Source organism: Janthinobacterium sp. SUN128 (genome assembly GCF_030587275.1).
GTDB classification, from domain to species: Bacteria; Pseudomonadota; Gammaproteobacteria; order Burkholderiales; family Burkholderiaceae_D; genus Janthinobacterium; species Janthinobacterium lividum.
The window spans coordinates 3,577,628-3,602,480 of record NZ_JAPWHY010000001.1 but is presented as its reverse complement, the minus strand read 5'-3'; the positions used below and the strand labels follow the sequence as shown (position 1 = coordinate 3,602,480).

General features: G+C 64.8%; 19 protein-coding genes. 5 read left to right on the top strand and 14 right to left on the bottom strand.

Going from position 1 to position 24,853, the window contains the following annotated elements:
* Nucleotides 1-27: 27 nt before the first annotated feature.
* The 6 genes from O3297_RS16275 to O3297_RS16250 form a co-directional block, all read right to left on the bottom strand.
* Nucleotides 28-2,064 (bottom strand): TonB-dependent receptor, encoded by a 2,037-nt coding sequence (locus O3297_RS16275; RefSeq protein WP_305049172.1) that lies wholly within the window; start codon nt 2,062-2,064, stop codon nt 28-30.
* Entirely contained in the window at nt 2,061-2,567 is a 507-nt protein-coding gene (locus O3297_RS16270) for a DUF6702 family protein (protein WP_305049171.1), read from the bottom strand. The genes O3297_RS16275 and O3297_RS16270 overlap by 4 nt, the downstream gene beginning before the upstream one ends.
* Nucleotides 2,564-4,939 carry a M1 family metallopeptidase gene (locus O3297_RS16265; RefSeq protein WP_305049170.1) on the bottom strand — a complete coding sequence of 792 codons (2,376 nt, stop codon included), beginning with the start codon at nt 4,937-4,939 and terminating at the stop codon, nt 2,564-2,566. The genes O3297_RS16270 and O3297_RS16265 overlap by 4 nt, the downstream gene beginning before the upstream one ends.
* Before the next feature lie 165 nt (nt 4,940-5,104).
* Nucleotides 5,105-5,566: a MarR family winged helix-turn-helix transcriptional regulator gene (locus tag O3297_RS16260; RefSeq protein WP_034786515.1), complete on the bottom strand. Its 462-nt coding sequence runs from the start codon at nt 5,564-5,566 to the stop codon at nt 5,105-5,107.
* A gap of 101 nt (nt 5,567-5,667) precedes the next feature.
* Complete coding sequence (locus O3297_RS16255; protein ID WP_305049169.1) at nt 5,668-6,486, bottom strand: sugar phosphate isomerase/epimerase; 819 nt, start codon at nt 6,484-6,486, stop codon at nt 5,668-5,670.
* Nucleotides 6,486-7,325 carry a phytanoyl-CoA dioxygenase family protein gene (locus O3297_RS16250; RefSeq protein WP_305049168.1) on the bottom strand — a complete coding sequence of 280 codons (840 nt, stop codon included), beginning with the start codon at nt 7,323-7,325 and terminating at the stop codon, nt 6,486-6,488. The genes O3297_RS16255 and O3297_RS16250 overlap by 1 nt, the downstream gene beginning before the upstream one ends.
* A gap of 109 nt (nt 7,326-7,434) precedes the next feature.
* On the opposite strand from O3297_RS16250, the gene O3297_RS16245 reads away from it, so the two are divergent.
* Nucleotides 7,435-8,394 (top strand): LysR family transcriptional regulator, encoded by a 960-nt coding sequence (locus O3297_RS16245; protein WP_305049167.1) that lies wholly within the window; start codon nt 7,435-7,437, stop codon nt 8,392-8,394.
* 14 nt (nt 8,395-8,408) lie between these two features.
* Here the strand turns inward: O3297_RS16245 and O3297_RS16240 are convergent, their stop codons facing one another.
* Nucleotides 8,409-9,479, bottom strand: coding sequence for a hypothetical protein (locus O3297_RS16240; protein WP_305049166.1), 1,071 nt, complete (start codon nt 9,477-9,479; stop codon nt 8,409-8,411).
* A 280-nt stretch (nt 9,480-9,759) separates the two neighbouring features.
* Between O3297_RS16240 and O3297_RS16235 the strand changes: the two genes are divergently transcribed.
* Nucleotides 9,760-10,179, top strand: coding sequence for a hypothetical protein (locus tag O3297_RS16235; RefSeq protein ID WP_305049165.1), 420 nt, complete (start codon nt 9,760-9,762; stop codon nt 10,177-10,179).
* 211 nt (nt 10,180-10,390) lie between these two features.
* On the opposite strand, the gene O3297_RS16230 is transcribed toward O3297_RS16235, so the two are convergent.
* Together O3297_RS16230 and O3297_RS16225 are read right to left on the bottom strand one after the other, a co-directional pair.
* Nucleotides 10,391-11,893 (bottom strand): hypothetical protein, encoded by a 1,503-nt coding sequence (locus O3297_RS16230; RefSeq protein WP_305049164.1) that lies wholly within the window; start codon nt 11,891-11,893, stop codon nt 10,391-10,393.
* The gene (locus tag O3297_RS16225; protein WP_305049163.1) at nt 11,890-12,765 is read right to left on the bottom strand and encodes a hypothetical protein; all 876 of its coding nucleotides are present in this window, start codon (nt 12,763-12,765) and stop codon (nt 11,890-11,892) included. The genes O3297_RS16230 and O3297_RS16225 overlap by 4 nt, the downstream gene beginning before the upstream one ends.
* Before the next feature lie 168 nt (nt 12,766-12,933).
* On the opposite strand from O3297_RS16225, the gene O3297_RS16220 reads away from it, so the two are divergent.
* A complete protein-coding gene (locus tag O3297_RS16220) occupies nt 12,934-13,863 on the top strand; it encodes a hypothetical protein (protein WP_305049162.1) in 930 nt (309 codons plus the stop codon).
* 57 nt (nt 13,864-13,920) lie between these two features.
* On the opposite strand, the gene acpA is transcribed toward O3297_RS16220, so the two are convergent.
* The gene (gene acpA / locus O3297_RS16215; protein ID WP_305049161.1) at nt 13,921-16,041 is read right to left on the bottom strand and encodes an acid phosphatase; all 2,121 of its coding nucleotides are present in this window, start codon (nt 16,039-16,041) and stop codon (nt 13,921-13,923) included.
* Nucleotides 16,042-16,207: 166 nt separating this feature from the next.
* On the opposite strand from acpA, the gene O3297_RS16210 reads away from it, so the two are divergent.
* Nucleotides 16,208-17,485, top strand: coding sequence for a cytochrome-c peroxidase (locus O3297_RS16210; protein WP_034786743.1), 1,278 nt, complete (start codon nt 16,208-16,210; stop codon nt 17,483-17,485).
* A gap of 138 nt (nt 17,486-17,623) precedes the next feature.
* The gene (locus O3297_RS16205) at nt 17,624-17,953 is read left to right on the top strand and encodes a hypothetical protein (RefSeq protein ID WP_034786523.1); all 330 of its coding nucleotides are present in this window, start codon (nt 17,624-17,626) and stop codon (nt 17,951-17,953) included.
* Nucleotides 17,954-18,008: 55 nt separating this feature from the next.
* Here O3297_RS16205 and O3297_RS16200 read toward each other — a convergent pair whose 3' ends face one another.
* The 4 genes from O3297_RS16200 to O3297_RS16185 form a co-directional block, all read right to left on the bottom strand.
* Nucleotides 18,009-20,066: a diguanylate cyclase gene (locus tag O3297_RS16200; protein ID WP_370385410.1), complete on the bottom strand. Its 2,058-nt coding sequence runs from the start codon at nt 20,064-20,066 to the stop codon at nt 18,009-18,011.
* A 182-nt stretch (nt 20,067-20,248) separates the two neighbouring features.
* Entirely contained in the window at nt 20,249-22,057 is a 1,809-nt protein-coding gene (locus O3297_RS16195) for an ABC transporter ATP-binding protein (RefSeq protein WP_305049160.1), read from the bottom strand.
* Nucleotides 22,047-23,798: an ABC transporter ATP-binding protein gene (locus tag O3297_RS16190; protein ID WP_305049159.1), complete on the bottom strand. Its 1,752-nt coding sequence runs from the start codon at nt 23,796-23,798 to the stop codon at nt 22,047-22,049. Before O3297_RS16190 ends, O3297_RS16195 begins: the two co-directional genes overlap by 11 nt.
* Before the next feature lie 165 nt (nt 23,799-23,963).
* On the bottom strand, nt 23,964-24,815 hold the full coding sequence (locus tag O3297_RS16185) for a phasin family protein (protein ID WP_305049158.1): 852 nt from the start codon (nt 24,813-24,815) through the stop codon (nt 23,964-23,966).
* Between the last annotated feature and the right edge of the window lie 38 nt (nt 24,816-24,853).

Here is a 24,853-nt window from a genome sequence, read left to right as displayed (position 1 = left end):
AGTGCGACAGGAATTATTCTTGTTGAGTTAAAAATTCTTTACCAGGGTCAGGCGCAGCGAGCGCGATTCCACCGGATGGAAGTGGATGTCGTCGATGGGCTGCGCCTCGCCGGGCAGGCGCGAGGCATAGTAGTAATCGATGGCCGAGTCGCGCCGGTTGGCCAGGTTGTAGCCTTCCAGCTCCACGCGCAAGGTCTTGTCGATCTGGTAGGCGATGCGCCCGTTCAAGCCCACGCTGGCCGCGGAGCGCACGCTGTTGTCTTCAATCAGGGGGCGCGGACCGAAGTAGCGCAGGCGCAAAGAACCCGACCACGGCCCCGGCGGCGTCACCGTCATGGCCAGCTGGGCTACGCCTTCTATGGCACCGGGGATGAAGTCGCCCGCCGGGTCGCTGCCGCGCGAGCGTGCGCGCGCATACGCCAGGTCCAGGTCCAGCGACAGCCAGCTTGCCGCCTTGTAGTAGCTGGAAAACTCGATGCCGTAGCGGCGGCTGGGGCGGCCCGCCTCGGTGGCGCCTGCGTCGCCGATGAACAGCAGTTCGGAATCGAAGTCCAGGCGGTACAGCGACAGCGAGGTTTGCAGGCCGGCGATGGCGGCGCTGCGCAAGCCCAGTTCCAGTCCCCGCGAGCGCGCCAGAGGCGTGACCTTGTCGGCCGCTACACCCGTCTTCGGGTCGACCGTGATCGTCGTGCCGCGCGCATCGTTGCTGTGAAAGCCATTGCCGATGTTGAAATACGCTTCCGTATCGCGCCACGGCCCGGCGATCACGCTCAGGCTGGGGCTGAACAAATGGTCGCTGGTCTTGCCTGAATTGGCGGCGCGGTCGCTGCGCACGTCGAAGCGGTAGGCGTCCGCGCGCAGGCCGGCCACGGTGCGCAGCCAGCGCGACCAGCGCGTGCTGTTTTCGCCATACACGCCGAGGCTCGATTCGACGATATGGTCTTGCCGCGTGGTTGACAGGATCTGCCGCTGCCGCGTGTTGTACAGGCCATTGTGGATATTGTCGTTCTGTAGCTGCAGGCCGATGGTGGTGTCGCTGCTGCCCCTGTCCGTGTGGCGGTGCCAGGTGTGGCTGGCGTTGATCCCGGACGTCACGCGCCGGTCCGGCTGGGCGAACTGGTCGCCGTTATCGGGGTCATCCATCGCGTACGTGAAATCCGAGAACAGGGCCAGGCGGTTGGCGATCACATATGCGCTGACCCTGGACGACATGTCGTCCGTTGTCTGGCGCCAGGCGCCCGAGAGGCTGTAGCGCTGCGCCTTGCCGCCATCGCTGGCATCGATGGCGTCGAAGCGGCCCAGCGTGCCGTCCTGCACGGCGCGCAGCGGAATCTGGTCGGTGGCGTTCCAGCTGGCGTCATACGCCATGGCCGTGACGTTGAAGCCGTTGTTGGCATAGCCTTCGCTGTAGCGCAGCACGCCATTGAGCTTGCGGTAGCGGTCCGGCTGCGTGAACGGGCCATCGTTGTGCTGCGCTTCGAGCGCGTACAGCAGGCTGCCGTCGCCCGCATCGAGCGAATCGGCCAGCAGGGCGCGGCGAAAGCCGTTCTGCCCGATGCCCACGCTGGCGATGCCTTGCGTCAGGCGGTTCGCGTAGACGACGGACGCCGCGCCGGCCGAGGAGAAATCGCCTTGCTCCGCCGAATACGGCCCCTTTTTGTAGTCGAGACGCATGGCCAGTTCGGGGATCAGGAAGTTCAGGTCCGTCCAGCCTTGGCCGTGGCCATGGCTGCGCTGGTTGACGGGCATCTCGTCGACGGTGGTGCGCAGATCCGTGCCGTGATCGAGATTGAAGCCGCGCAGGTAGAACTGGTTGGCCTTGCCCTCGCCGCTATGCTGGCTGACGATCAGCCCCGGCACGGCTTCGAGCAGTTCGCCTGGCCGGTAGCTGGTGCGCGCGTCTAGCTGCTGTTGCGTGACGCTGCCCGCGTTGGCCGAATCGGCCACGCCCAGCTGGTTCAGGCGCGAACCGTCGACCAGCACGCGCTGGAAGATGTCGTCGGCGTGGGCGGTCGCTGCGGAAAACAGGGCGGCGAGGAGGAGGGGAAGATGGCGTGGCGTCATGGGTGTGGTGGGACTTGGCGGATCGGCAGTTCCGTGTTCTGGCGGTCGAAGATCAACGTCTGGATGCTGCCGCTGTCCTGCACGTTGAGGGTATTGCGCTGGCTGGGCAGGAAGTCGATCAGCAACTGGTTATGGATGCGCGTGGCGGGGGCCAGGCGCGTGCGTTCGATCTCCTGGAAGATCACCACGTTGTCGGCATTGACCTTCATGCCGACCCAGTTCAGGCGCAGGCGCTTGCCATCCGGCCCCACGAGGTAAAACTGTTTTTCGACATAGCGGCGCAGGGCCGCTTCGCTGTCCTCCTGGCCCAGGTCGAACTGGCGCTGGTACAGGTTCGTCAGCAGCGCCTCGACGTCGTGGCCCGTGTAGGTGTGCACCACTTCCGTGCTCCCGCTGGCCGCGTTATAGCTGATGTCGGCGATACCCATGTGGAAATTATGGGCGCCGGCCGCCATGCTGGCGCAGGCCAGCGTGGCGCAAGCCAGCGCGCGCCAGCGCTTCATGCCTCGTCGCCCTTGGCCGAGCCGCCATTCTTGCCTTTCAATGGCGTATGAAAGTCGCGCATCAGGTTATCCTTGGGCGACTTCTCGCTCTTGAACAGTTCCAGGCGCGATGGCGTGATTTTTCGCGGCCAGCTATTGTTGCTGGTGTCGATGTCGGCCGTTTCCCAGTACGGGTCCTGCACCAGGCCCACCATCGGCTCGTCCGTGATGACGACCTTGGTGATTTTCTTCGGCGAATAGCGCCACACTTCGGCCGGCACGCGCTCGACGTACTTCTTGCCGCTTTTCAGTTCGATTTCGAGTATCAGCGGCATGACCATTCCGCCCACGTTCGACAGGTCGACCAGGTACAGGTGCTTGCCCTGTTTCAGCAAGTCCTTTTCCCACGGTTCCAGAGCGGCCAGCGCCTCGGCATAGGAGTTGCGGTCCTTGTTGGTCACCGTGAAATCGTCGTGCTGGTTGTAGAAATCCTTCAGCTCCGGATGCGCGTCGACCCGGCGCGGCATGCCCTTGTTGGCGCGGCTCGTGACGGATTCCGGCTGGGCGTCCTTCTGCGCCTTCTTCCAGGCCTTTTCCGTTGCCGGATCTTTTGAACTTACGCCGTATTCGCTGATGCCGTCGATGCTGATGTCGACCGGGTCGGTGGTATAGAACCAGCCGCGCCAGAACCAGTCCAGGTCCGTGCCGGAAGCGTCTTCCATGGTGCGGAAAAAATCGGCGGGCGTGGGGCGCTTGAATTTCCAGCGCTGCGCATATTCCTTGAACGCGTAGTCGAACAGCTCGCGCCCGAGGATGGTCTCGCGCAGGATGTTCAGGCCCGCCGCCGGCTTGGCGTAGGCGTTGTTGCCGAACTGCAGCAGGGATTCGGAATTGGTCATGATCGGCACCTGGTCGCGGCTACGCATGTAGTCGACGATTTCGCGCGGTTCACCGCGCGAGGCAGGGTAGTTTTCTTCCCACGCCTGCTGTGCCAGGTATTGCACGAAGGTGTTGAGGCCTTCGTCCATCCACGTCCACTGGCGCTCGTCCGAGTTGATGATCATCGGGTAGTAGTTGTGTCCCACTTCGTGGATGATCACGCCGATCAAGCCATACTTGGTGCGCTTCGAATACGTCAGCTCGCCCGTCTTTTTGTCTTTCACCGGGCGCGGGCCGTTGAACGAGATCATCGGATACTCCATGCCGCCCACGGGGCCGTTGACGGAAATGGCCGTCGGATACGGGTAGTCGATGCTGTACTTGTTGTATTGTTCAATCGTGTGCACGATGGCTTGCGTGCTGTATTTTTCCCACAGCGGATTGCCCTCTTTCGGATAGTAGGACATGGCCATCACATCGCTGCCGCCCTTCTTGTAGCCCTGCGCATCCCAGATGAACTTGCGGCTCGAGGCCCAGGCGAAGTCGCGCACGTTGGCCGCCTTGAAGTGCCACGTCTTTTGCGCGCGGCTGACGGATTTTTCGGCCGCTTCCGCCTCTTTTTGCGTGACGATGACGATGGGCTTGTCGCTGCCGCGGGCCTTTTCCAGGCGCTCGCGCTGTGCGGAAGACAGCACGTCCTGCGGGTTCTGCAACTGGCCCGTGGAAGCGACGATATGGTCGGCCGGAACCGTCAGTTGCACGTCGTAGTCGCCGAATTCCAGGGTGAATTCGCCCGAGCCGAGGAACTGCTTGTGCTGCCAGCCGGCCGCGTCGTAATAGGCGGCCATGCGGGGGAACCACTGCGCCACTTCGAACAGGGCGTTCTTGTCGTCGAAGACTTCATAGCCGGCGCGCCCGCCCAGCACCTTCTGTTCGTTGATGCGGTAATCCCAGTCGATCTGGAAGGCGAAATCCTGGCCCGGTTTCAATGGCTGCGGCAAGTCGATGCGCATCATGGTGCGGTTGATAACGTACGTCAAAGGCCGGCCATCGGCGCCTTTCAGGGCGCGGATATTGAAGCCGCCCTGGAAGTCGCCGCGCGCCAGGAGGCCGCGCAAGCCTTCGAATTTCATCGTGTCTTCGCCCGCCGTCCTGGCCCATGCCTGGCGCGACGGCGCCGTGGTCATGCGGCGCGCGTCGGAATCGGGCTTGTAGATATTCTGGTCCAGCTGCACCCACAGGTAGCCGAGGGTGTCGGGCGACTGGTTATGGTAGGTGATGGTGCCGCTGCCGGCGATCTCGCGTTTGGCTTCGTCCAGGGTGGCGCGCAGCGTGTAGTCGGCGCGCTGCTGCCAGTAGGCGTGGCCCGGCGCGCCTGAGGCGGTGCGGTAGGTATTCGGGGTAGGCAACACCTCTTCGAGTTGGCGGAACTTGTCGTCGAAGGGTTCGGCGGCGAAGGCCGATACGGTAAAGCAAAGAGCCAGCGAGGCTACGGAGCCGAAAGGTATGCGCATATTCACCCTGATGTTGTTGTAAGGAAATAGTGGCAACTATTCTATACGCAGGGTGAGGCCATCCATGTATCGATTTGTAATAAAGAAAGGCGGATTTTGCGCCAGCTTTTGCCTTGCGCCGTCAGGGCAATGCTTTACCTGATTTTGCTCGGAAAAGCGGCGTTTTTACTCACTTTTCATCAGGCTGTCGCGCAACTGGTTCAGCTGTTGTTTCATGTCCACAACTTGCTCTACGCTACAGTGGCTGGCCGTCAGGATGGCTTCGGGCAGCAAGGCTGCTTCATGGCGCAGCTGGTCGCCTTGCTGCGTGAGGGAAATGATGACTTGCCGCTCGTCGCTGGCGGCGCGCGTGCGCGTCAACAGGCCCGACTGCTCCATGCGCTTGAGCAGGGGGGTCAGGGTGGCCGAGTCGAGGAACAGGCGCTCGCCCACTTCCGACACCGTCAAGCCGTCGCGTTCCCACAACACCATCATCACCAGGTATTGCGAATAGGTAAGGCCGAGCTTGCGCAGGAGCTTGCGGTACAGCTTGTTCATGGCAAGCGAGGTCGAGTACAGCGCAAAGCACAGCTGGCTGTCCAGGCGCGGCACCTGGTGCAAGGGGTTGGGGGAGGTGGTGGTATCCATGGGCACAGTATATATAGCGCGCTACTTAATGACAAGCATGGCTGGTATGCACGTGTGCACCGGACCGGCTGGCCCGGTGCATGGAGAGTGCCTGTGACGAACTACTGCGCGTAACGCGCGCGCAGCAGATGCAGCATCGCGACGTTCTGTTCCCAGGCATCGCTCACGGGCTGCTGCGTCCAGGGCAGGGTTTGCGTATATGGCGCGGGGCCGAATTCCGGCGTGAACGTCATGCGCTCGGCGCCGGCGGCGCGGCGCAGGGCGACGATGGCGTCCCACCAGGCCAGGTGGGCGTCGAGCGCCGGTTTCGCCTCCGGCGCGCGGAAGTCGGCTACCTGCGGACCCTGCGCATGGCCCACGCGGGCATGCACGTGGCGCACCAGCGGCAGTACTTGCGCCAGCGTCTGCGGCTGGTCTTCCAGCAGGGATTCGCAGGCGCAGCACCAGTGCGACAGGTCGGCCGTCAATGGCAGCTCGGGATACTGCGCCAGGTAGGGCAGCAGCAACATCGGGTGGCCGGAAAAGCGGCTGCGGTGGATTTCATGCGCGATGGGCACGCCGTGTTTTTTCGAGATGGCGGCGGCCAGGTCGATCAGCTGCGCGTTTTGCGCCTGGCTGTAGTAATCCTTGCCCGTGTGGGTGTTGACCAGCACGGGGCGCGCCAGGCAGGCGTTTTCCAGCAGTTCCGCCAGGGCGGCGCGGTGCTGCTCGAAGTCGCTGTGGAACACGGTTTCCCACTGCGCGGCGATCAGCTGCAGTCCCGCCTTGGCGATACGGTCCGTCCACTCCTCGCGCAGTGCCGCGTCCAGCGGCAGCGACATTTCGATGCCGTCGAAGCCGGCCGTCGCTACCCTGTCGATGAAGACGTCCGGCGGCAGCTCGTTATTGCCCCAGTGGGCGGCAAAGACGTCGATGCGCATCAGACGAAGCCCCGCACGGGGAAGGTATCGTCGCGCTGTATCCAGTTGTGGGCCGCGTATTCCGTCTGGCCGTCCGTGGCGTGCAAGGTGTAGGCGTGGCGCGAGACGGGCGAGCGGTTCGGCGCGCTGTAGTGGGGCAGCAAGCCGTGGAAGCAGACGAGGGCGCCGGCCTTCACTTCGAGTGGCACGGCCGTGCTGTCGTCGGGCCAGGGCATGGCATCGAGTTTTTCCACGCGCACCTGGTCGCCGTTGCGGATGAAGCGTTCGCGCAGGGGGCCGCGGTGGCCGCCCGGTTCGGCCCACAGGCAGCCATTGTCCAGGGTGGCGTCTTCCAGCGCGAACCAGAAGGTGGTCACGCTGACTGGCGTGGTTTCGAAATACGTGGCGTCCTGGTGCCAGCGCACTTCGCCGCCGATGCCGGGCTGCTTGAAAATGTACATCGATTGCCAAACCTGCGCGTCCGCCAGGCCCAGGTCGCGCGCCACTGCGGCCAGTTTTGGATCGGCAGAAAAGCTGCGGAAGACGAGATCGAGGTCGTGCATGGCGTGGCCGATCTTGTTGATCGACAGGGACTTGGCCTGCTTCAGCTGGCCGTCCGGACCAAACGCCTCTTCCTCGAAGAAGCAGCGGATGGTGTTGTCGGAAGCGAGGAAATAATCGTTGGTGTTCTTGGCCTGGTCGCGCGTGGTGAAGATCGATTGGCTGACGCTGGGATCGAATTCGTTGACAATCTGCTCGGCGCGCGCGCGCAGGGCGGCGATTTCGTCCGCACCCTTGAAATCGGGCAGGATGATGTAGCCGTCGCGTTGGTATTGTTCTTGTTGCGGGATTGTCAGCATGGCGGCGGCTCCGGAGGTCAATGGAAAGCGCCATTGTAGGATGGGCGAGGGCGGCAAACAATTGCCCAACGGTTGACAGATTGTCGCCAAAACGATGACAATCTTTGACATGGATCAATTAAAAGCGATGGAAATCTTTGTCGAAGTGGCGCGTCAGCGCAGCTTCACGCTGGCCGGGCAGCGCCTGGGCCTGACGCGGGCCATGGTCAGCAAGACCATCATGCAGCTGGAGGAGCGCTTGCATGCGCGGCTGCTGCACCGCTCCACGCGCGAAGTGAGCTTGACGGATGCGGGCCGCGCCTATCTGGCGCCGTGCATGGCCACCGTCAGCCAGGCGCAGGAGGCGGCGCGCATGGTGGCGCACGTGGCGCAGGCGGGAGCGGGGGCGGAGCTGGCCGGGCCGCTGCGCATCCAGGCGCCATCGAGTTTCGGCAGCGCGTGGCTGGCCGATGCCGTCGCCCGTTTCAGTTTGCTGCACCCGCAGGTGCAGGCCGAGTTGTTTGTCGACGATGCGCTGCTCGACCCGATACGCCACGGTTTTGATTTGACCATCCGCGTGGGCGGCATCCCGGACAGCAGCGCGCTGGCCATGCGCCCGCTGGCGCCGTGCCGCGCCGTGCTGTGCGCCAGCCCCGCCTATCTGGCGCAATGGGGCGTGCCGCAGACGCCGCAAGAGCTGTTGCAGCACCAGTGCCTGCATTTCAGCCACCTGACGGATGGCACGAACTGGCATTTCCAGCGTGGGGAAGGCGGCAAGCAAGAAGCGGTGAGCGTGCGCGTGCAGGCGGGCTTCACGGCGAATAACGGCCTGGTGCTGCACCAGGCGGCGCAGCGGGGACTCGGCATCGTCTACAGCACGACGTTTCTCGCCTGGCGCAATCTGCTCGATGGCAGTCTGCTGCCCGTGCTGTCCGGCTGGGAGCTACCCCTGAATCACTTGAGCGCCCTGTATCCGGCCAGCCGCCAGCCGTCGCCCAAGGTGCGCGCGCTGATCGATTTCCTGGTGGCCGAATACCAGCCCGTGCCGCCGTGGGACCGCGAGCTGGCAGCGGCAGGTTTTTTCAGCTGAGGGTCAATTGAGGCTCAGTTGAGCGCGAGGGGTTCCACCGTCCACGCGCCATCCGCGTACACTCTTTCGTCGTCGAGGTAGACGGCTTCGGTGACGGCGAAGATGTCGACGTGGTAGCGCGCATCCTTGCGCTTGAATTGCGGCTTGGCGTAGACGCCGTGCTTGGCGCCCAGCGACAGGTGGATGCCGCACATGCGTTCATACGTGCCGATGTCGTTGACCAGCTGTTCGCGCGAAAAGGCGCGGTTCATGCCGAAGCCCAGTTCGCGCACCCATACTTCGCCTTCGTGCGCGCGGATGATCTCCAGCATGGCGGTAAATTCCGGCGTGGCGTGCTCCGTGCCCGTGACTCTGCCCTTTTCGATGATCAGGGTGATCGGCGTGTCGGGGCGGTTGACCATGAAGTGCGTGTCGCCGAAAACAAAGATGCGCACGCGGCCATTGACCGCTTCCAGGTCCTGCGCTTCCGTAAACACTTCGCCCAGCGGGAACTGGCCGCCGATATTGTTCATGCCGCTGTAGTCGCCGATATTCAGCTTGGCCGATTCGAACGGCGAGGCAAAGACCAGCTGCTCGCCGCCGCTGTCGACCATGCCGTGGCGGGCGCCGTCGATGCGCGCTTTCAGTGCATGGCCCACGCCCCGGTAGTAATCGGGATCGTACGCCAGCGAAGCGATGTAATGCAGCCCCTGCACGCCGGGCATGCGCGACAGGTGCACGTGCTCGATGACCTTCAGGCCCCGCTTGAACAGCTCGATGCGGATGCGGAACGCTTCCAGGCGGAAGCTGGTCGACTGGATCAGCACGACGAGGCTGCCGGCCGGCAGCTCGGCAAAGGCAGCCAGCACGGCATCGGGCGTGACCTCGTCGAAATCGATGAAGGTCGCGTCGGGCAAGGCATGGCGATACGCTTCCGTCAACACGACATTGAGCCAGCTGCGCTTGTCGCAGACGATCAGGGACGGTTCATCCGGGCGGTGGCAGATGGCCATGGCCAGCAGGTCGGCCACGTTTTGCGCGGCCACTTCGGTGGCGGCGGCGCTGATGGCGTCGAGCCGGCTGGTGTCATTCTCGGGAAGCGTCATGGTGCGGAGGTGGGGACGTGAAGTAATCGCAGCATTATAAGGCGATTGCCGCTGGGCACACCATTCCCCATCCGGCGGAGGACAAGCGGCTGCCGCGTCCCTGATTATCTTGTGTAGTGCTTTACGGCAATGTATTATTTGACAAACAGCCTGGAAGCGGCCCGGCGCAGCGGCAAACGCGCGCATGCGCATGGCACGCTTTCAGTGATGCAGGGACAACAAGCCAGCAGGCGATGACTAAGAGTGTGATGTGATGAGCATAATCGGACAAGATATTCCCATGGAACGGCCGGATACGGATGGGCGCGCCGCCGTCTTCGTTCCCGTCACGGGCGTGAAGGAAGATGTCCTGTTGACCATACGCAAGGGTGCGGCCATCGTCGGCTTTGCCAACCACGACCGCACCATCACCGTGTATTTTGAAAGCAACCGTTTTGACGATCCCGTGCTGGCCAAGTGGGAGAACAAGGCGCGCAAGGCCTACGACCGCTTGGTCGACAATGCGCCCACCGTATCGAAACTGACCACCAGCCCCGCCAATTTCGAGCAGATCGGCTATATCAATGGCAAGGGCATCACCATCCGCCGCATGGAAAGCCTGCAGCGCTGGCTCGCGTATTCGGATGCGATGGAGTCTTGCCCGGCAACGGATATCATTCCGCGCACGCTGATCGCCAAGCCCGAAAGCGTTAAAGTTTAAGAGCGGTTGATACAACACCCTCGGTGTTGTTGCCTGCCCTGCATTTACTTACTGTACTGAAGTACTGTCTTCGGGGCGGCGCCTAGCCCTGAGCATTTTCTCAGCCGCTCCTGGTGTGCATACGGGAGCCAACGATGTTGTCGGATTACGCAGGGCTTTGCCCCGCTGATCCGACCTGCGCGACCTACGCCTGACTTCGCTCACGCCCCCCTCACACCACGACGATATTCGCCTGCGCCTTGAGCGGACAGGGCAGGGTGTCGTCGAAGGTGATCTCGATGGCGCTGGCGATGAACATGCCGCCGATGTGCTGGGCCGCGATTTCCGGCGGCGTGCCGGGCTTGGTCAGGTTGACGTCCTGGGCGAATACGAAGACGCGCCAGGTGCCGTAGACCTTCTGGTCGTATTGCAGCAGGGTGCGGTAAGCCCGCTTCAAGTCCAGGCTGCCTGCGTAGACACCATCGTTGGCGCCCGGGTCGAAGCCCAGGCCGTCGTCGGTCAGCGATTCCACGAAATACAGGCCCTGCGGCGCCTGGAACAGCACGAAGGCATACAGCTCCGTGCCGCGGAACACATTGCCATTGTCGCGCTTGAAGCTGGCGCGTATCCACAGCGGTTCATAGGCTTGCACGACGGCGGGCGTATCCGTTTCCACGGGCCCCGCCACATGGATGTTGACCTGCGTTTCGGTGACGGCATGCTGGTAGGTGGCGCCCGTCGTGAAGCGTTGATACTCCCAGCTGATGTCGGCCGTGTAGGGCAAGCCCGCGTTCGGCGCTTCGGGCAACACCCATTTCGCCACCACGCGCTCGGCCAGGGTCAGTTCGCCGGCGGCCGGTGATGTTGCTTCCTGACCACGCCAGAACGGATCCGCGATATCGGAGCAGGCGACGGCGATGGCGCCCGAGGCGATGGCCGAGGCGACGCCCGCTACCGTGAATTCGGGCTGGCCCGAGCCGGCCCCTTCCAGTGAGCAGCAGTCGACGCTGGGATCGGTTTCCTCGAAGGTGCCGCCCACGCTGAAGCTGGCCTTGCCGGATCCGAGGGCGGCTGAAATGATGGCCACCAGGGCGGCGATGATGGCGATGATGATGGCCAGTATCTTCCACCACGGGTCGGCAAACGGCAGCTCGCCATGCGTGCCCGCGTAGGCGGGGTTCGGCGTCCAGACGAGGGTCATGCCGGTCGGCACGATCGGCCCCAGGCCGGGCGGACAGCGGCAGTCTTTCCCGTCGCCGCCCGTGCTGCCCCAGCGCTTGCCGGGCAAATGGCCTTGCGGCTTGGACAGTTCCAGCGTGCCTTCCTCGACCGTGCACGTGTACGTATTGGTGGCGCTGTCGAAGCGCGTCTGCGAGACGAAGATTTGCTGGATCGAGCGGTGCGGCGTATAGCCGTCCGCCTTGGCGACGAAGCTGACGAGGCGCTTGCCGGGCGCCGCATGCTGGAAGTCGGCATCCCACATGACCAGCATGGCCGCGCCGGCGGGAATGCTGGCAAAGAAAAAGGTGCGCGCCACGGGCACGATGCCGGGGTCGCCCACGCTTTCCAGGTACACCGTGACATTGTTCAGGGCGCTGCTGGACATATTGGTGACGTGGGCGGCGATGCGCAAGCCATAGATGGCATTGTCGAAGATGCCATCGGGCAGCATGATATTGGTGACGGGCTCGATCGCGAACGGCCGTGTCAGCACCTGCAGGGGGGTATCGCTCATGATGCTTGCTCCTCGGGGCTTTGCTGCTCTTGCGCTTGCTCTTTCTCCAGGTCGGTGACGATATACGTGATGCCGCCCATGACTTCGCCGTCCTGGCTCTCCAGTACGCGCAGCAGCGCGTATTGGCGTGGCGGCAAGGCTTCGGCGCGCACGCTCAGGTACACGGCCTGCGCCTGGCCGCGCGGCACCTCCAGCGCCAGCTTTTGCTCGCCGGGCGCGTCGCCATTGCAGTGGGGCGTGCGTGCCAGGCCAGCGACCAGGCGCGCGTCCCTGGCCGGCTGCCATCGCTCCAGCCCCAGGGTGGTCAGGAGGTGCTCCGGCAGCTCGCCGCCCTGCTCGATCTGCAGTTCCACCTTTTTCGTTGCGCGGGGCAGGGCCGCCACCGCGATGCTCAGCAATTGCGCGCGCCGGGCCGCCAGCACCACGGTGACATTGCGCTGGGCGATCTGCTCGTGCTGCTTGGGCTGGAAGGGATAGCCGCTGGGCAGGGGATCGGGCAGCGGGTTGACGTCGCCCGGGCCGTGGGCCACGGCCAGCAGGCATTCGTGGCCGCCATTGACGATGACGGGGATCCACGGCACCAGGCACAGCACTTCCTGCGTGGCGCCGGGCGGCAGGTCGGCAAAGGCGGAGCCGATCTGCGTGGCGGCGCCGACGGCGATCTGGCCGGACGGGTCGGCCCAGTAAAAATCCACGCGCACGCCGTTCGAGGCGCTGTTGCCCGTGTTGTGCACGCGGCCCCACAGGTAGTTGGCGGTACCGGCGATGGGCGCGCCCGGCGGGCCATTCGGATCATTGCCCGGCACGACCCAGATATCGGCGCTGTCCCACCATGAGGGCTGGCCGTCTTCGATGATCAGGTGGGCTGGCATGGCGTTCTCCTTGTCCGTGGCCGCTGCTTGTAGCTTAGGCCGCAGCGGCGTATGCTATTTGATCGGTATCAAGGCCATGGAACACGGCGCCGGTGCGCCGTTGCTGTGCTTGCGTAAGGTAATATTGCGGCAGAACGCAGTGGAATGACTCCAGGAAAAGGTTGTAATGTGCTTGAAACAGTGAATGACGTTTGCATCAACGCCGCTTGCGGCCGGACCTTGCCGCTGCGCGTGGCGCATTGCCCGTTTTGCGGCGCGCGCCAGGCGGCGCAGGCGCCTGTTCTGGAGAAAACCGTGGCAGTAGCGCCGCCGCCCGTGCCGCGCATGCCGCCGCCGGTGCCCGTCGCTCCGCCTCCGCCCATTCCTGCGCCCACCCCCGTGCCGCAGCCCGCACCCGTTCCCCAGGCAATCCCGCCAGCGCCGTCCGCGCCAGCGGCTGCGCCGTCCAAGGCGCCGCCCGCCAAAGCGGCCACCAGGGGTTCGGTGCCGCCACCGCGCCCGCCCGTGCGCCTGCGCACGTGGATCGCGGCGGCGGCGGTGCTGACCGGTATCTGGTTCTTCAACAAGCCCGCCGACAAGCCGGCCAGCGTGGCGGAACAGGTCGAGGCCGCCACGGCGCTGGCGGCACAGTGCGACCTGGATGGGGCGCGCAGCGCGCTGGCCGTGCTGAAAAGCGCCAAGGCGCCTGCCGCGCAGCTCAAACGCTTGCAGGCGAGCATCACCAAGTCCGCCGCCACCTGCGACAGGCAACAGCAGCGGGCACAGGCGTGGCTGGCGCTGCAAGGCAGCGTCAACCAGGCCCTCGATGCGGGCAAGCCGGACGTGGCCGCCACGCGCCTGGCCGCGCACGTCAAGCGCTGGGGCGACGATCCCGACACGCTGGAACTCGATGCCAAGGTGAAAGTGGCGCTGGCCAGCGCCCAGCTCGACCTGGCCGACGCCTGCCTGGCGCGTTCGGACCGGGTGTGCCTGGAAAACAGCCTGATCGCCGCCGAACGCTACAAGCGGCCGGAACTGGCGGCGCGCACGCAGGCGCTGCGCACGGCGTTGTCGCAATTGCTCGAACGTTCGCTGCTCGATGCGTCCCCCGGCCAGTAGCGCCAACATGTAAAACGCCCGCCGGGGTCAAGCCGGGCGGGCGCATTTTACTCAGCCTTACTCTTGCGGCACCAGCGCCAGCGCCGCGCTGAAGTCGCCCATCGGCTTGCCGCCATGGGCTACCAGTGCCTTGTCGCGCGTGCTCAAGCCATCCAGTACGGGCAGGGCGAAGCGGTGCGTGATGGCGCGCAGGATGGACGCCGAATCATATTGCGTATGGTCAACTAATCCCTTTTTCACGTAGGGCGAAACGAGGATGGCCGGCACGCGCGTGCCCGGACCCCAGCGGTCGCCCTTCGGCGGCGCGGCGTGGTCATAAAAGCCGCCGTTTTCATCGTAGGTGACGATGACCAGCATGTTCTTCCACTGCGGACTCTTTTTCAGCTGGGCGATGACGCCGGCGATGTGCGCGTCGCCGTCGGCCACGCTGGCGTAGCCCGCATGCTGGTTCAGGTTGCCCTGCGGCTTGTAGAAGGCGACGGGTGGCAGCTTGCCGGCGCTGGCGTCGGCCAGGAACTGGCTGTCGAAGTCGCGCAGGTGGGCGGCGCGGTAGGTGGGCGCCTTCACGGGGTCCATATTCGCAAAGTAATTGAAGGGCTGGTGGTGGAACTGGAAGTTCGGCGGATTCGGGAAGCTGCCGGCGCGCGCGCTGGCCGTGGCCAGGGTCGTCGTGTCCTTCCAGGCGCCCGCATACCAGGCCCAGTCGATGTTCTTGCCAGAGAGCAAGTCGCCGATATTCGTCTGCGTTTGCGGCGGCAGGGTGGTGGCCTTGCCCGTGTCCGCATACAGCTTGCTGCTGTCGCCCGAGGCGGGCGCGTTGCTGCTGGGCTGGAATGGCGGTTGCATGGTATTGACGGCGTAGAACATGCCCGTGCTGTCGGCCGGCGTCAGCGCGCCGTCGTTGGCATAGGCAGGCGCGCCGTTCAGGACGGTGCTTGGCGCCGTGGCGGACGGCGTCAGACGCAGGAAGTTGCCGTTGGTGTCGACGTCGATCTTCGCGATCGAGCCCTTGGCCACCGAGGTGTCCGCGTTCGGATAGGTGGGCGCGCAAGCGCAGATCAGGTACTGGTGCGTGAGGAAGGAGCCGCCGAAGGCGCCGATGAACAGGTTGTCGGCCAGCGCATACTGTTTGGCGATGTCCCACAGCTGCATCTTGCTGCCGTCGTAATAGCCCATGCTCAAACCGCCCGCATCGGAATACGCGGCGAACTTGTCGTTGGCGCCGCCGTTGATCTGCATCTGGTTGTTGTAGAAGCGATGGACTAGGTCGCGCGTGATGACCGATTGCGGCAGGTACAGGGGGCTGTTGGCATCATCGATCTGGAACGGCTTGTTGGGCAGGTTGGCCGATTGCGCCTGGGTGATGACGGTGCCCTGGCCGGCTGCCGTCATGCCGCCCCAGGTGGGTGGCAGCACGGGCAGGGTGCTGCCGTCGACGTCCTTCTGCGGCACGTAGGTGGAGGTCGACGTGGGGTTCACGCCCGGCACGCCGTTGGCCCCCGGGAACAGGCCGTACAGGTTGTCGAAGCCGCGGTTTTCCGCGTAGATGACGACGATGGTCTGGATATTGTTCAGCGCCAGCGCGCCATTCAGCGCGGCCAGCGCGTCGGCGGGCGCCGCCTGCGCGCTGGCGCTGGCGATCAAGCTCGTCACGCTGGCGTTTTCCGCCTTCAGTTTCGCCAGCTCGTCGCCGCTGGCCTTGTTGAAGTCGGACGCCAGGCCCGCTTCGGACACGCCGAGGCGCGCGGCCAGCTTACTGCTGGCGGCCGCAAAGTCGCCGCCGTTGCCGTCCATGACTTGCGCCAGTTCCGTCGACAGGGCGCTGACGAAACCGCTGTGCCCGGCGGGAGCGCGCAGCAGCAGTTTTTGCGTCACCTTGCTGCCCGCGTCGCCGATGGCGTCATGGCGGATCGCATCCGTGCCGATGGTCACCAGCACGGCGCCCTGGCCGTCGAGCGTGTAGCTGCCGTCGGCGGCCGTGCGCACGGCGGCGGAGGCGCTGTCGCACGTGAGTCTGGCGGTGGCGCTTTCCAGGCACACCTGGGCGTTTTCATAGTAGCTGCCGATCACCTGGCCATGGGTGCTGGGCGTGATCGCATAGTTGCTGCCGCAGGCGGCCAGGCCCAGCGTCAGTAACAACGGCAGGGGCCGTAAAGAGGTTTTTGCGTGCAAGTTCATGTTCATGCCTTCTGGGTGGAAAACGTCGCATGCTAGGCAGGCAATATGTCAGCTGCGTGACATATCAGCGCCTGTTACATGACGTAATGTACGGACTTGATACATGAGGTTTTGCAGGGTTTTGTCACGCAGCTGTCACATGCCGTTGCTACGCTGCCAGCCCATGATGAAAACGAATCCCTCCCTGCTGCTTGCCGCCGTGGCTGCCTGCCTGCTGGCCGCCTGCCATCCGGCAGCGCAGAAAGAAGCCGCAGCCAAGCCCGCCTATCTGTCGGGCGCATACGCCCCCACCCTGCAACGCCAGCCTTCCGTGGCCCAGATGACGGCCATGGGCCGCGCCATGTTTTTCGAGCCCAGCCTGTCCGTCTCGGGGAAGATGTCGTGCGCCAGCTGCCACAGTCCGGATCACGCGTATGGCCCGCCAAATGCCCTGGCGGTGCAGCTGGGCGGCCCCGAACTGAAGGATGCGGGCACGCGGGCCGCGCCGTCGCTGCGCTACCTGCAGACGGCCCCAGCCTTTACCGAACATTTCCATGACGACGATGGCGACGACAGCGTCGACGCGGGCCCCACCGGCGGGCGCAACTGGGATGGCCGTGCCCAGTCCGGCCACGAACAGGCGCTGGCGCCGTTGCTGTCGCCGCGCGAGATGGGCAACCGCGATGCGGCCGCCGTCGTCGCCAAGTTGCGGGCCGGCCCCCTGGCGGCGCAGTTCCGTCAGACGTATGGCGCGGATATCTTCGAACAGCCGGGCCAGGCGCTGCGCTGGGCGCTGATGTCGCTGGAAGTGTTCCAGGAAAGCCCGTTGGATTTCTATCCGTACACGAGCAAGTACGACGCCGTGCTGCGCAAGCAGGCCGTCCTGAGCCCGCAGGAAGCGCGCGGCCTGGCCCTGTTCAATGATGAGCGCAAGGGCAATTGCGCGTCCTGCCATATCAGCCAGGTGAGCGCCGGCGGCGCCTTTCCCCAATTTACGGATTACGGCTTGATCAATATCGGCGTGCCGCGCAATGGCAAGCTGCCCGTCAATGCGGACCCGGCGTTTTTCGACATGGGCTTGTGCGGCCCGGACCGCACCGACTTGATGGAGCACAAGGAATACTGCGGCAGCTTCAAGACGCCATCCTTGCGCAATGTCGCCCTGCGCAAGGTGTTTTTCCACAATGGCAGCTTTGACAGCCTGGAGCAGGTGTTGCGTTTTTACGTGCAGCGCGATACGGCGCCGCAAAAATGGTATCCGGCAGATAAGAACGGCAAGGTGCGCAAATACGACGACTTGCCGCCCGGCCTCGTGGCGAACGTGAACGTGGAAGCGCCGTTCGACCGCCAGCCGGGCCAGGCACCCGCCCTGAACGAAACGGAGATCGCCGACGTGATCGCCTTCCTGCATACCCTGACGGATGGCTATCAGGCACCCCGCCCGGCACAGGGAAAACATGGCTGAAAAGATATCAAGATACCATTGCTTACAACTACGCCACAAAAGCCTGTTTTTATGTGCGTTAGCGCACGCTAGAAAATTTTAGGCAGGTGTATATTGCGAACTGATCTGTGTCTTTTGATAACAATGAAAGGGAATATCATGAAAGTAAGCAAAAATTGGATGACCGTGTGCGCCGCCGGGATGATGGTTGTGGCACTGGCTGCCTGCCAGAAGAAGGACGATGTCGCTGCAGGCCCTGCTGAACAGGCTGGCCAGAAGATCGATGCGGCCGCTGCCAAGGCTGAAGCCGACATCAAGGCCGCCGCTACCAAAGCTGACGCTGCCGTGAGCCAGGCCGCTGCCGATACGGGCGCCAAGATGGACCAGGTCGCCGCTGACGCCGACAAGAAAATGAGCGAAGCGGCCGATGCCGTCGGCAAGAAAGTGGAAAAAGCCGGCGAAAAGATGCAGGAATCCGCGCACAAGTAATCATCGTAGCAAGCGCGCCAGGCGGCCACCTCCGGCCCGGCCCCCGCAGCTGTCGTCAGGTGATGGCGGCTGCGGCGACGCCATCGCTGGCCTGGCCGCCTGGCCTCTTCTGCCCCGCCGTCTCCGTTTTGTCCACCCCGTCCGCTCCTCCCAGTACCACGCTCAAATCGACAAAGCCGTCGCGCCACGCGCGTTCCAGGTCTTGCTCCACCGCTTCCAGGGTCGTTCTTTCCACCTGCTGAAAACCGCGCAAGCCATACGCCCGGTTGCGCCCGTGCGCCTTGGCCAGGTACAGCGCCATGTCGATCAGGTTGACGCTGCGCTCCCACGTGAGCGGCCGTCCCAGCGGCGCCAGCGGATAGGGCGCAAAGCCCACGGACACGTGTACCTTGATGGCTTGCCCCTGGTAGTGGATGCTTTGCGCCGCCATGCCGTTGAGGATGCGCCGCGCGATATCGTCGAGTCCGTCGCGCGCGACGGCTGGCAGGAAGGCGAGGAATTCTTCGCCGCCCCAGCGCACTATCATGTCCGTTTCGCGCAGCACTTCGTGCAGGGTTTCGGCGATCGTCGTCAGCACCAGGTCGCCTGCCGCATGGCCGTAAGCGTCGTTGATGTGCTTGAAATGGTCGACGTCGAGCAGGAACAGCGCGCCCACGACATCGGCGCCGCCATAGGACGGCTGCGGCTTGCCCGCATGGCTGCGCATGAATTCCTGGAAATGGCGGCGGTTGTACAGGGCCGTCAGCGGGTCGCGCGAGCTCTGGCGCTTGAGTTCCTGGTTTTTCACCTTCAGCTGCACGTTCGCGTGGCGCACCTTGCGGTACAGCAAACCGACGATGACGGAGGCCATGGCCAGTACCAGCGCCAGCAGCCACCATACGCGCTGCTGCAGGCGGCGGTTGTCGATTTCCGTGCTCTTGATCTGATTCTCGCGGCTCAGCAGCTCGATCTGGCGCTGTTTCTTTTCCGCCTCATACTTTTCCTGCAGCTCATATACGGCCTTTTGCCGCTGCTTCTCGAACAGCTGGTTCGAGATGCCCCGTTCGCGGTGATATGCCGTGACGGCGCCGCGCAGGTCGCCTGCCTTTTCCAGCGCCATGCCGTATTCCAGCATCACGGCCTGCATTTCCGGCTGGTTGGCCGTGCGTTCGTAGTAGGCCAGGCCCGTGGCCACGCTTTGCTTGCCTTCCTGCAAACGTCCCTGGCCGATCAGCGCCTGGCCGATGTTCAGGCGCGCCGTTGCCTCCACCTGTTCATTGTTGACCAGGCGCGCCGCCGTGATGGCTTCATTCGCAAAGCGCAGGGCGCGCGTGTAGTCGCCTTCCTTCAGGTAGCTGTCCGACAGATTGACGAGGGTGACGGCGACCATGCCGCGCGCGCCCAGTTGGCGTTCCAGCGCCAGGGCCGCCAGCAGGGCGCGCTGGCCCCGCTGCGGCTGCTGCGCGTCGAGCGCCAGCCCGTATTCCGTATTCTTGGCCTGCGCCATGCGGCCCGGCGATGCCAGGGTGCCGGACACGGCCAGCAATTCGTCGAGCACCTCGAAGCCCTTGTCGTATTCGCGCATCTGCGTGTACAGCAGGGTGAGGGCATTCAGCGCGGCGGCCAGGCTGGAGGGGGAGTTGCTCTGGCGCGCCAGGTCGACAGCCGCCTGCAGCTTGGCCAGCGCAAACGGGAAATTGCCTTCCTCGGCCCAGGACTGGCCCGCGCTGATGGTGGCCTGCACGCGCACGGGCAAGTCGTCCGTGCGGTTGGCGATGCGTTCCGCCTCAAAGGCCAGCAGGTGCGAGGCGCGGCGCTCGTTCATGGCGAACGTGACATAGGCCTTGCAGAGGATGCCTTTCGCCAGCGCCACGTCGCTCTTGTTCTGGCGGGCGTAGGCGATCAGTTCCTCGGCCAGCCGCATGGCGATATCGTTCTGTCCCAGGCGCATGCGGACGGTACTCAGCTGTGTCAGGAATTCCGCGCGCACCAGCAGGGGAGCGTTGCGCGCCTGCGTTTCCACCTCCTCCAGGCGCTGCAGGGCGCGCGCGGGGACGAAGCGGCCATCCTCGCGCACGGCGGCAATATGCTGTTCCAGCTTGCTGACCTGGGCATGGCTGGCGGGCGGCAGCAAGCAGGCCAGTACCAGCAGCCAATGCGCCTTTCGCCATGATGCCCGATTCTGTCTGCCTGCCAACGTCCCGCTCCCGCAATGACACCTGTCTGTAACAGATTATATTCTGTTGCAATCAAGAAATATCATGCGGGGTACAGAAATTTGCGAAAGTGCACACTGCCGGCATTGACAAGGCCCCCTTACTGCGCCAGCTGCTGCAGCAGGTACAGGCGCTGGTACAGGCCGCCTTCGATCTGCATCAGGGCATCGTGCGGCCCCGCTTCCGTGATGCGGCCGTGGTTCAGCACGATGATGCGGTCGGCCTCGCGGATGGTCGACAGGCGGTGGGCGATGGCGATGATGGTGACCTTGCCGCGCAACTCGTTGAGGGCCTGCTGCACGATCTGCTCCGTCTGGCTATCGATGCGCGACGTCGCTTCGTCGAGCAGCAGGATGCGCGGCTGGCCGGCCAGCGCGCGGGCAATCGCGATCAGCTGCTTCTGCCCCGATGACAGGCGCGAGCCGCCTTCGCCCAGCGGCGTGTCGTAGCCGTGTTCCAGCGCGGCGATGAAATCGTGCGCATGCGCGGCGCGGGCGGCCGTCTCGATCTGCGCCTGCGTGTAGCCGCGGCCCATGTCGATGTTTTCGCGCGCCGAGGCCGCCAGCAGGAAGGGGTCTTGCGGCACCAGGCCCACGTCGGCGCGGAAGTGCTCGTTGTCGATGCTGTCGAGGGCCACGCCATTGATGGCGATGCTGCCCTGCGCGACGGGATAAAAGCGCAGCAGCAGCGACAGCAGGGTCGACTTGCCGCTGCCCGTATGGCCGACGATGCCAAAGAAGGCGCCTTGCGGAATCGTCAGCGACAGGTCGTGCAGCACGGGCTGGTTTTCCACGTAGGCGAACGTCAGGTTCTGGATGTCCACGGCGGGCAGGTCGCTGCCCGCTTTCGTCTGCCGCAGGGCCGGTGTTTCCCTTCCCTGTGCATGTTCGAGCGCCTGCGCTTCGTCCAGCAGGGCCGAGACGCGGGCCGTGGCCACCACCGATTGCTGCAACTGGCTGAACTGCATGGTGATCTGGATCAAGGGTTCGATCACGCGCGCGATGTAGCTGATGAACGCGTACAGCACGCCCACTTCCACGGCGCCCATCTCGCGCCGGCCGAAGCTGAAGATGACGACGGCCAGCAGCACGATGTTGAGCATGTCGAGCGCGGGGCGCAGCAGCCAGGCGTTGGCGCGCAATTCCTGCATGCGCGCCGTGTAGTGGTCCTGGTTGATGCCCGTGAAGCGCGCGCCGAAGCGCTTTTCCGCGTTATTCGCCTGCAGCACGCTCATGCCGCCGATCGATTCGGCGATCTGGCCGTTGATCTCGCTGCGCAGGGCGCGCGCGCGTGTGACGGCCGGCGCGCTCCAGCGCTGGTACAGGAAGACGATGACCAGCACGGCCGGCAGCAGGGCCAGCACGATCAGCATCAGCCGCCAGTCGAGGAAGGCCATGGCGGCCATGGTGCCGACCAGGACGATGGAGCTGTCGAGGATGACGAACAGCACCTGCACGTACAGCGATTTCACCGCTTCCGTGTCATTGGTGACCCGGCTGACCAGTTGCCCCGTGATGGCGCGGTCAAAGAAGGCCATGGGCAGGCGCAGCACGTGCTGATACACGGTTTCGCGCAAACGCTGCACCGAGCGCATGGCCAGGCCGGACAGGCGCACCAGCTGCAGATAGCGCAGGCCGGAAGCGACCCAGCCCGTCAGCAGGCAGCCGCCCAGCAGCAGCGACATGCGCGTCCAGTCCAGGTTGCGTGGCAGCAGATGCTGGTCGATCAGGGCCTTGCCCAGAATCGGGCCCGTCACTTCCAGGGCGGCGGCGAGGATCAGCCAGAACGTGGCCCAGTACAGGTGGCGCAGGTCGGGCGCGGCGGCGCGGCGCAGCAGGCCGATGGCTTGCGCGGCCTGGCGGCGCACGGATTGCGTGGCGGTGGTGGCTTGGTCGGTCTTAGATGGCATCGAGGCTGGCCTCCAGTTGTTGATAGCGCCACTGGCTGGCATACCAGCCATCGCGCTGCATCAGCGCGTCGTGGTTGCCCGTTTCCGTGACGTGGCCGTCGCGCAGCACCAGGATCAGGTCCGCGTTGACGACGGCGCTCAGGCGGTGGCTGGCGATGATGGCGCTGCGTTCGGGGCGCTTGCGGCGCAGTTCTTCCAGGTGCTGCAGGATGCGCGTTTCCGTACCCGTGTCGACGGCGGACAGCGCGTCATCGAGCAGCAGCAAGCCGTTGTCGGCCAGCAGAGCCCGGGCAATCGCCACGCGCTGGCGCTGGCCGCCGGACAGGGTGATGCCTTTCTCGCCCACGTGGGTGGCATAGCCGTCGGGAAATTGCAGGATATCGGCATGGATGTCGGCCAGCTGCGCCGCCCGCTCCACTTCCTCGCGCGTGGCGCCGGGACGGGCCAGGGCGATATTGTCGGCGATGGTGGCGGAGAACAGGAACGATTCCTGCGGCACCCAGCTGATGGCCGCGCGCAGCGCGTGTAAGGTATACGCGTCCAGCGGCTGGCCATTCCACGTGGCCGTGCCCGATTGCGGCGTGACCTGGCGCAGCAGCACCCGCAACAGGGTCGACTTGCCGCTGCCCGTCGGGCCCACTAAACCCAGGGTCTGGCCCGGGTCCAAATGCAACGAAATGCCGGACAGCGCGGGTGCCGTCTGGCCCGCGTAGGCGAAGCCGACGTCCTGCAATTGCAGCGGCCCTGGCGTGAGGGTGGCGATGGTGCCATGGTCGTCGATGGCCAGCGGTGCATCGAGCATCGGCTGCAAGCGCTGCCAGGCGGCACGGCCCCGTTCGATCAGGGAGAGCACCCAGCCGGCGGCGAACATGGGCCAGATCAGCTGGCCCAGGTACATGGAAAAGCTCGTCAGCGCGCCGATGGTCAGCTGGTCTTGCCACACGAGGTAGCCGCCCAGGCCCAGGGTCAGCGCCGTGGCGGCCGTCAGCGTCAGGCCGACGGCCGGTTCGTATGCCGCTTCCCAGCGCTGCGCCGTCAGGCTGGCGTTCGCCGCGTGGCCGGCCAGGACGGAAAACTGCTGGCTGCTGCGCTCTTCCAGGCCCAGCGCACGCAGGGTGCGCACGCCCGACAGCGATTCCTGCACATGGTCGTTCAGCGCGGAAAAGCGCTTCAAGGAATCCGTCGACGCCGTGTGGATATGGCTGGAAATGCGCCAGAAGGCCAGTCCCATCAGGGGGAAAGGCAAGAGGGCGATGCAGGCCAGGCGCCAGTCCACGCCCAGCAGCATGATGCCCAGCACCATCAGCAAGGTCAAGGTGCCGTCGAAGCCGGCCAGCATGGCTTCGCCGGCGGCCATTTCGATGGCGTCGATGTCGTTCGTCGCCAGCGCCATCAGGTCGCCGGTGCGCTGGTTCTGGTAGAACGACGCGCCCTGCTGCGACATGCGCGTGTAGAAGCGCGTGCGCAGCATCACGCCCAGCTGGTAGGCGGCCTTGAACAGGGTGATGCGCCAGCCCACGCGCAGGAAATAGATGACGACGCCGACGGCGAGCAGGGTCAGCAGCTCAAGCCACAGTTCGGCAGCCGTCATGCGGTGCGCGGCCAATGCGTCGATGATGGCGCCCACGCGGCGCGGGATCCAGACGGTCAGTGTTGCCACGCCTGTCAGCATGACGGCAGCGGCGGCATACGCCGGCCAATGCTGACGCACGAAGCCGGCGATGAGCCTCGATAAACTCATGGTTACCTTTTGTTTTTAGTAATGGGGTGTCGCGGGGCGGAAGGACGGGCACGCGGACGGAAAGTACGCGTAGGATACAACAAGGTAGAAAAGCGCGCTGTGGACGGGCACGCAAAAAACGGGCCGTAGCCCGTTGTTTTGCTGCATCAGTGCGGCGCGCGACGCTTACTTGCGACCGCTGCCTTTGCCGCCCAGCATGTCGAGCTGTTTCGATGGCGTGCCTTTGGGGGCGGCCTTGGCTGCCGGCTTGGCGGCTGGCGCAGGAGCGTGCTTCACGGCGGCCTTGGCCACGCTCTTGCCGACGGCGCTGGCCGGCTTGGCGGCTGGTTTGGCCGGTGCTGGCGCGGCGGCTTTCGCTGGCGCGGCGGCGGGTGCAGGTGCGGGCTTGGCCGCTTCAGGCTTGGCAACCGGTTTGGCTTCGGCCGCTTTCACGGCGGGCTTGTCGGCGGCCTTCTCGGTCACCTTGGCCGGCGCTGCCGCCGGTTTGGCTGCGGGGGCGGCGACAGGCGCGGGCGCTGGCTTGGCGACAGGCTTGGCCACTTCGGCAGGCTTGGCGACGACGGGCGCTGGTGCCGCTGCTGGCGCAGGTGCAGCGACAGGGGCAGCGGCAGGTGCGGCGATGGCCGGCGCAGGCTTGGCTGCGGCAGGGGCAGGGGCAGGGGCCGTTGCGGCGGCAGGGGCGGCAGCATCGAGGCGGGCCTTGGCCGAGGCCAGCAATTCCGCCTGGGTGCTCGAGGCGATGCCGAACAGCTGGCGGCTGTAGGCCAGCACGCTCTCGATGTTAGGCTGCGCCTGGTTGCTGCTGTAGCTGAAGAAGTCGCGCGGGTCCTGCGTTTCCAGCAGGTGCTGCGCCGTTTCCGCTGTCTGCGACAGGGCGGCCTTGCTTGCGTTCAAGTTCAGGGCGATGATTTTCTCGGCGCTTTCAAAGACTTTGCTGGTCAGCGTGCTGAAGATCTGCAGCTGGTTTTCCAGTTGCGACTTGGCGGCGCTGGAAATTTGTTCAGGAAGCGGAAACATATTTACTCCTTTGTACGGATTAAAATGCTGGCAAAACG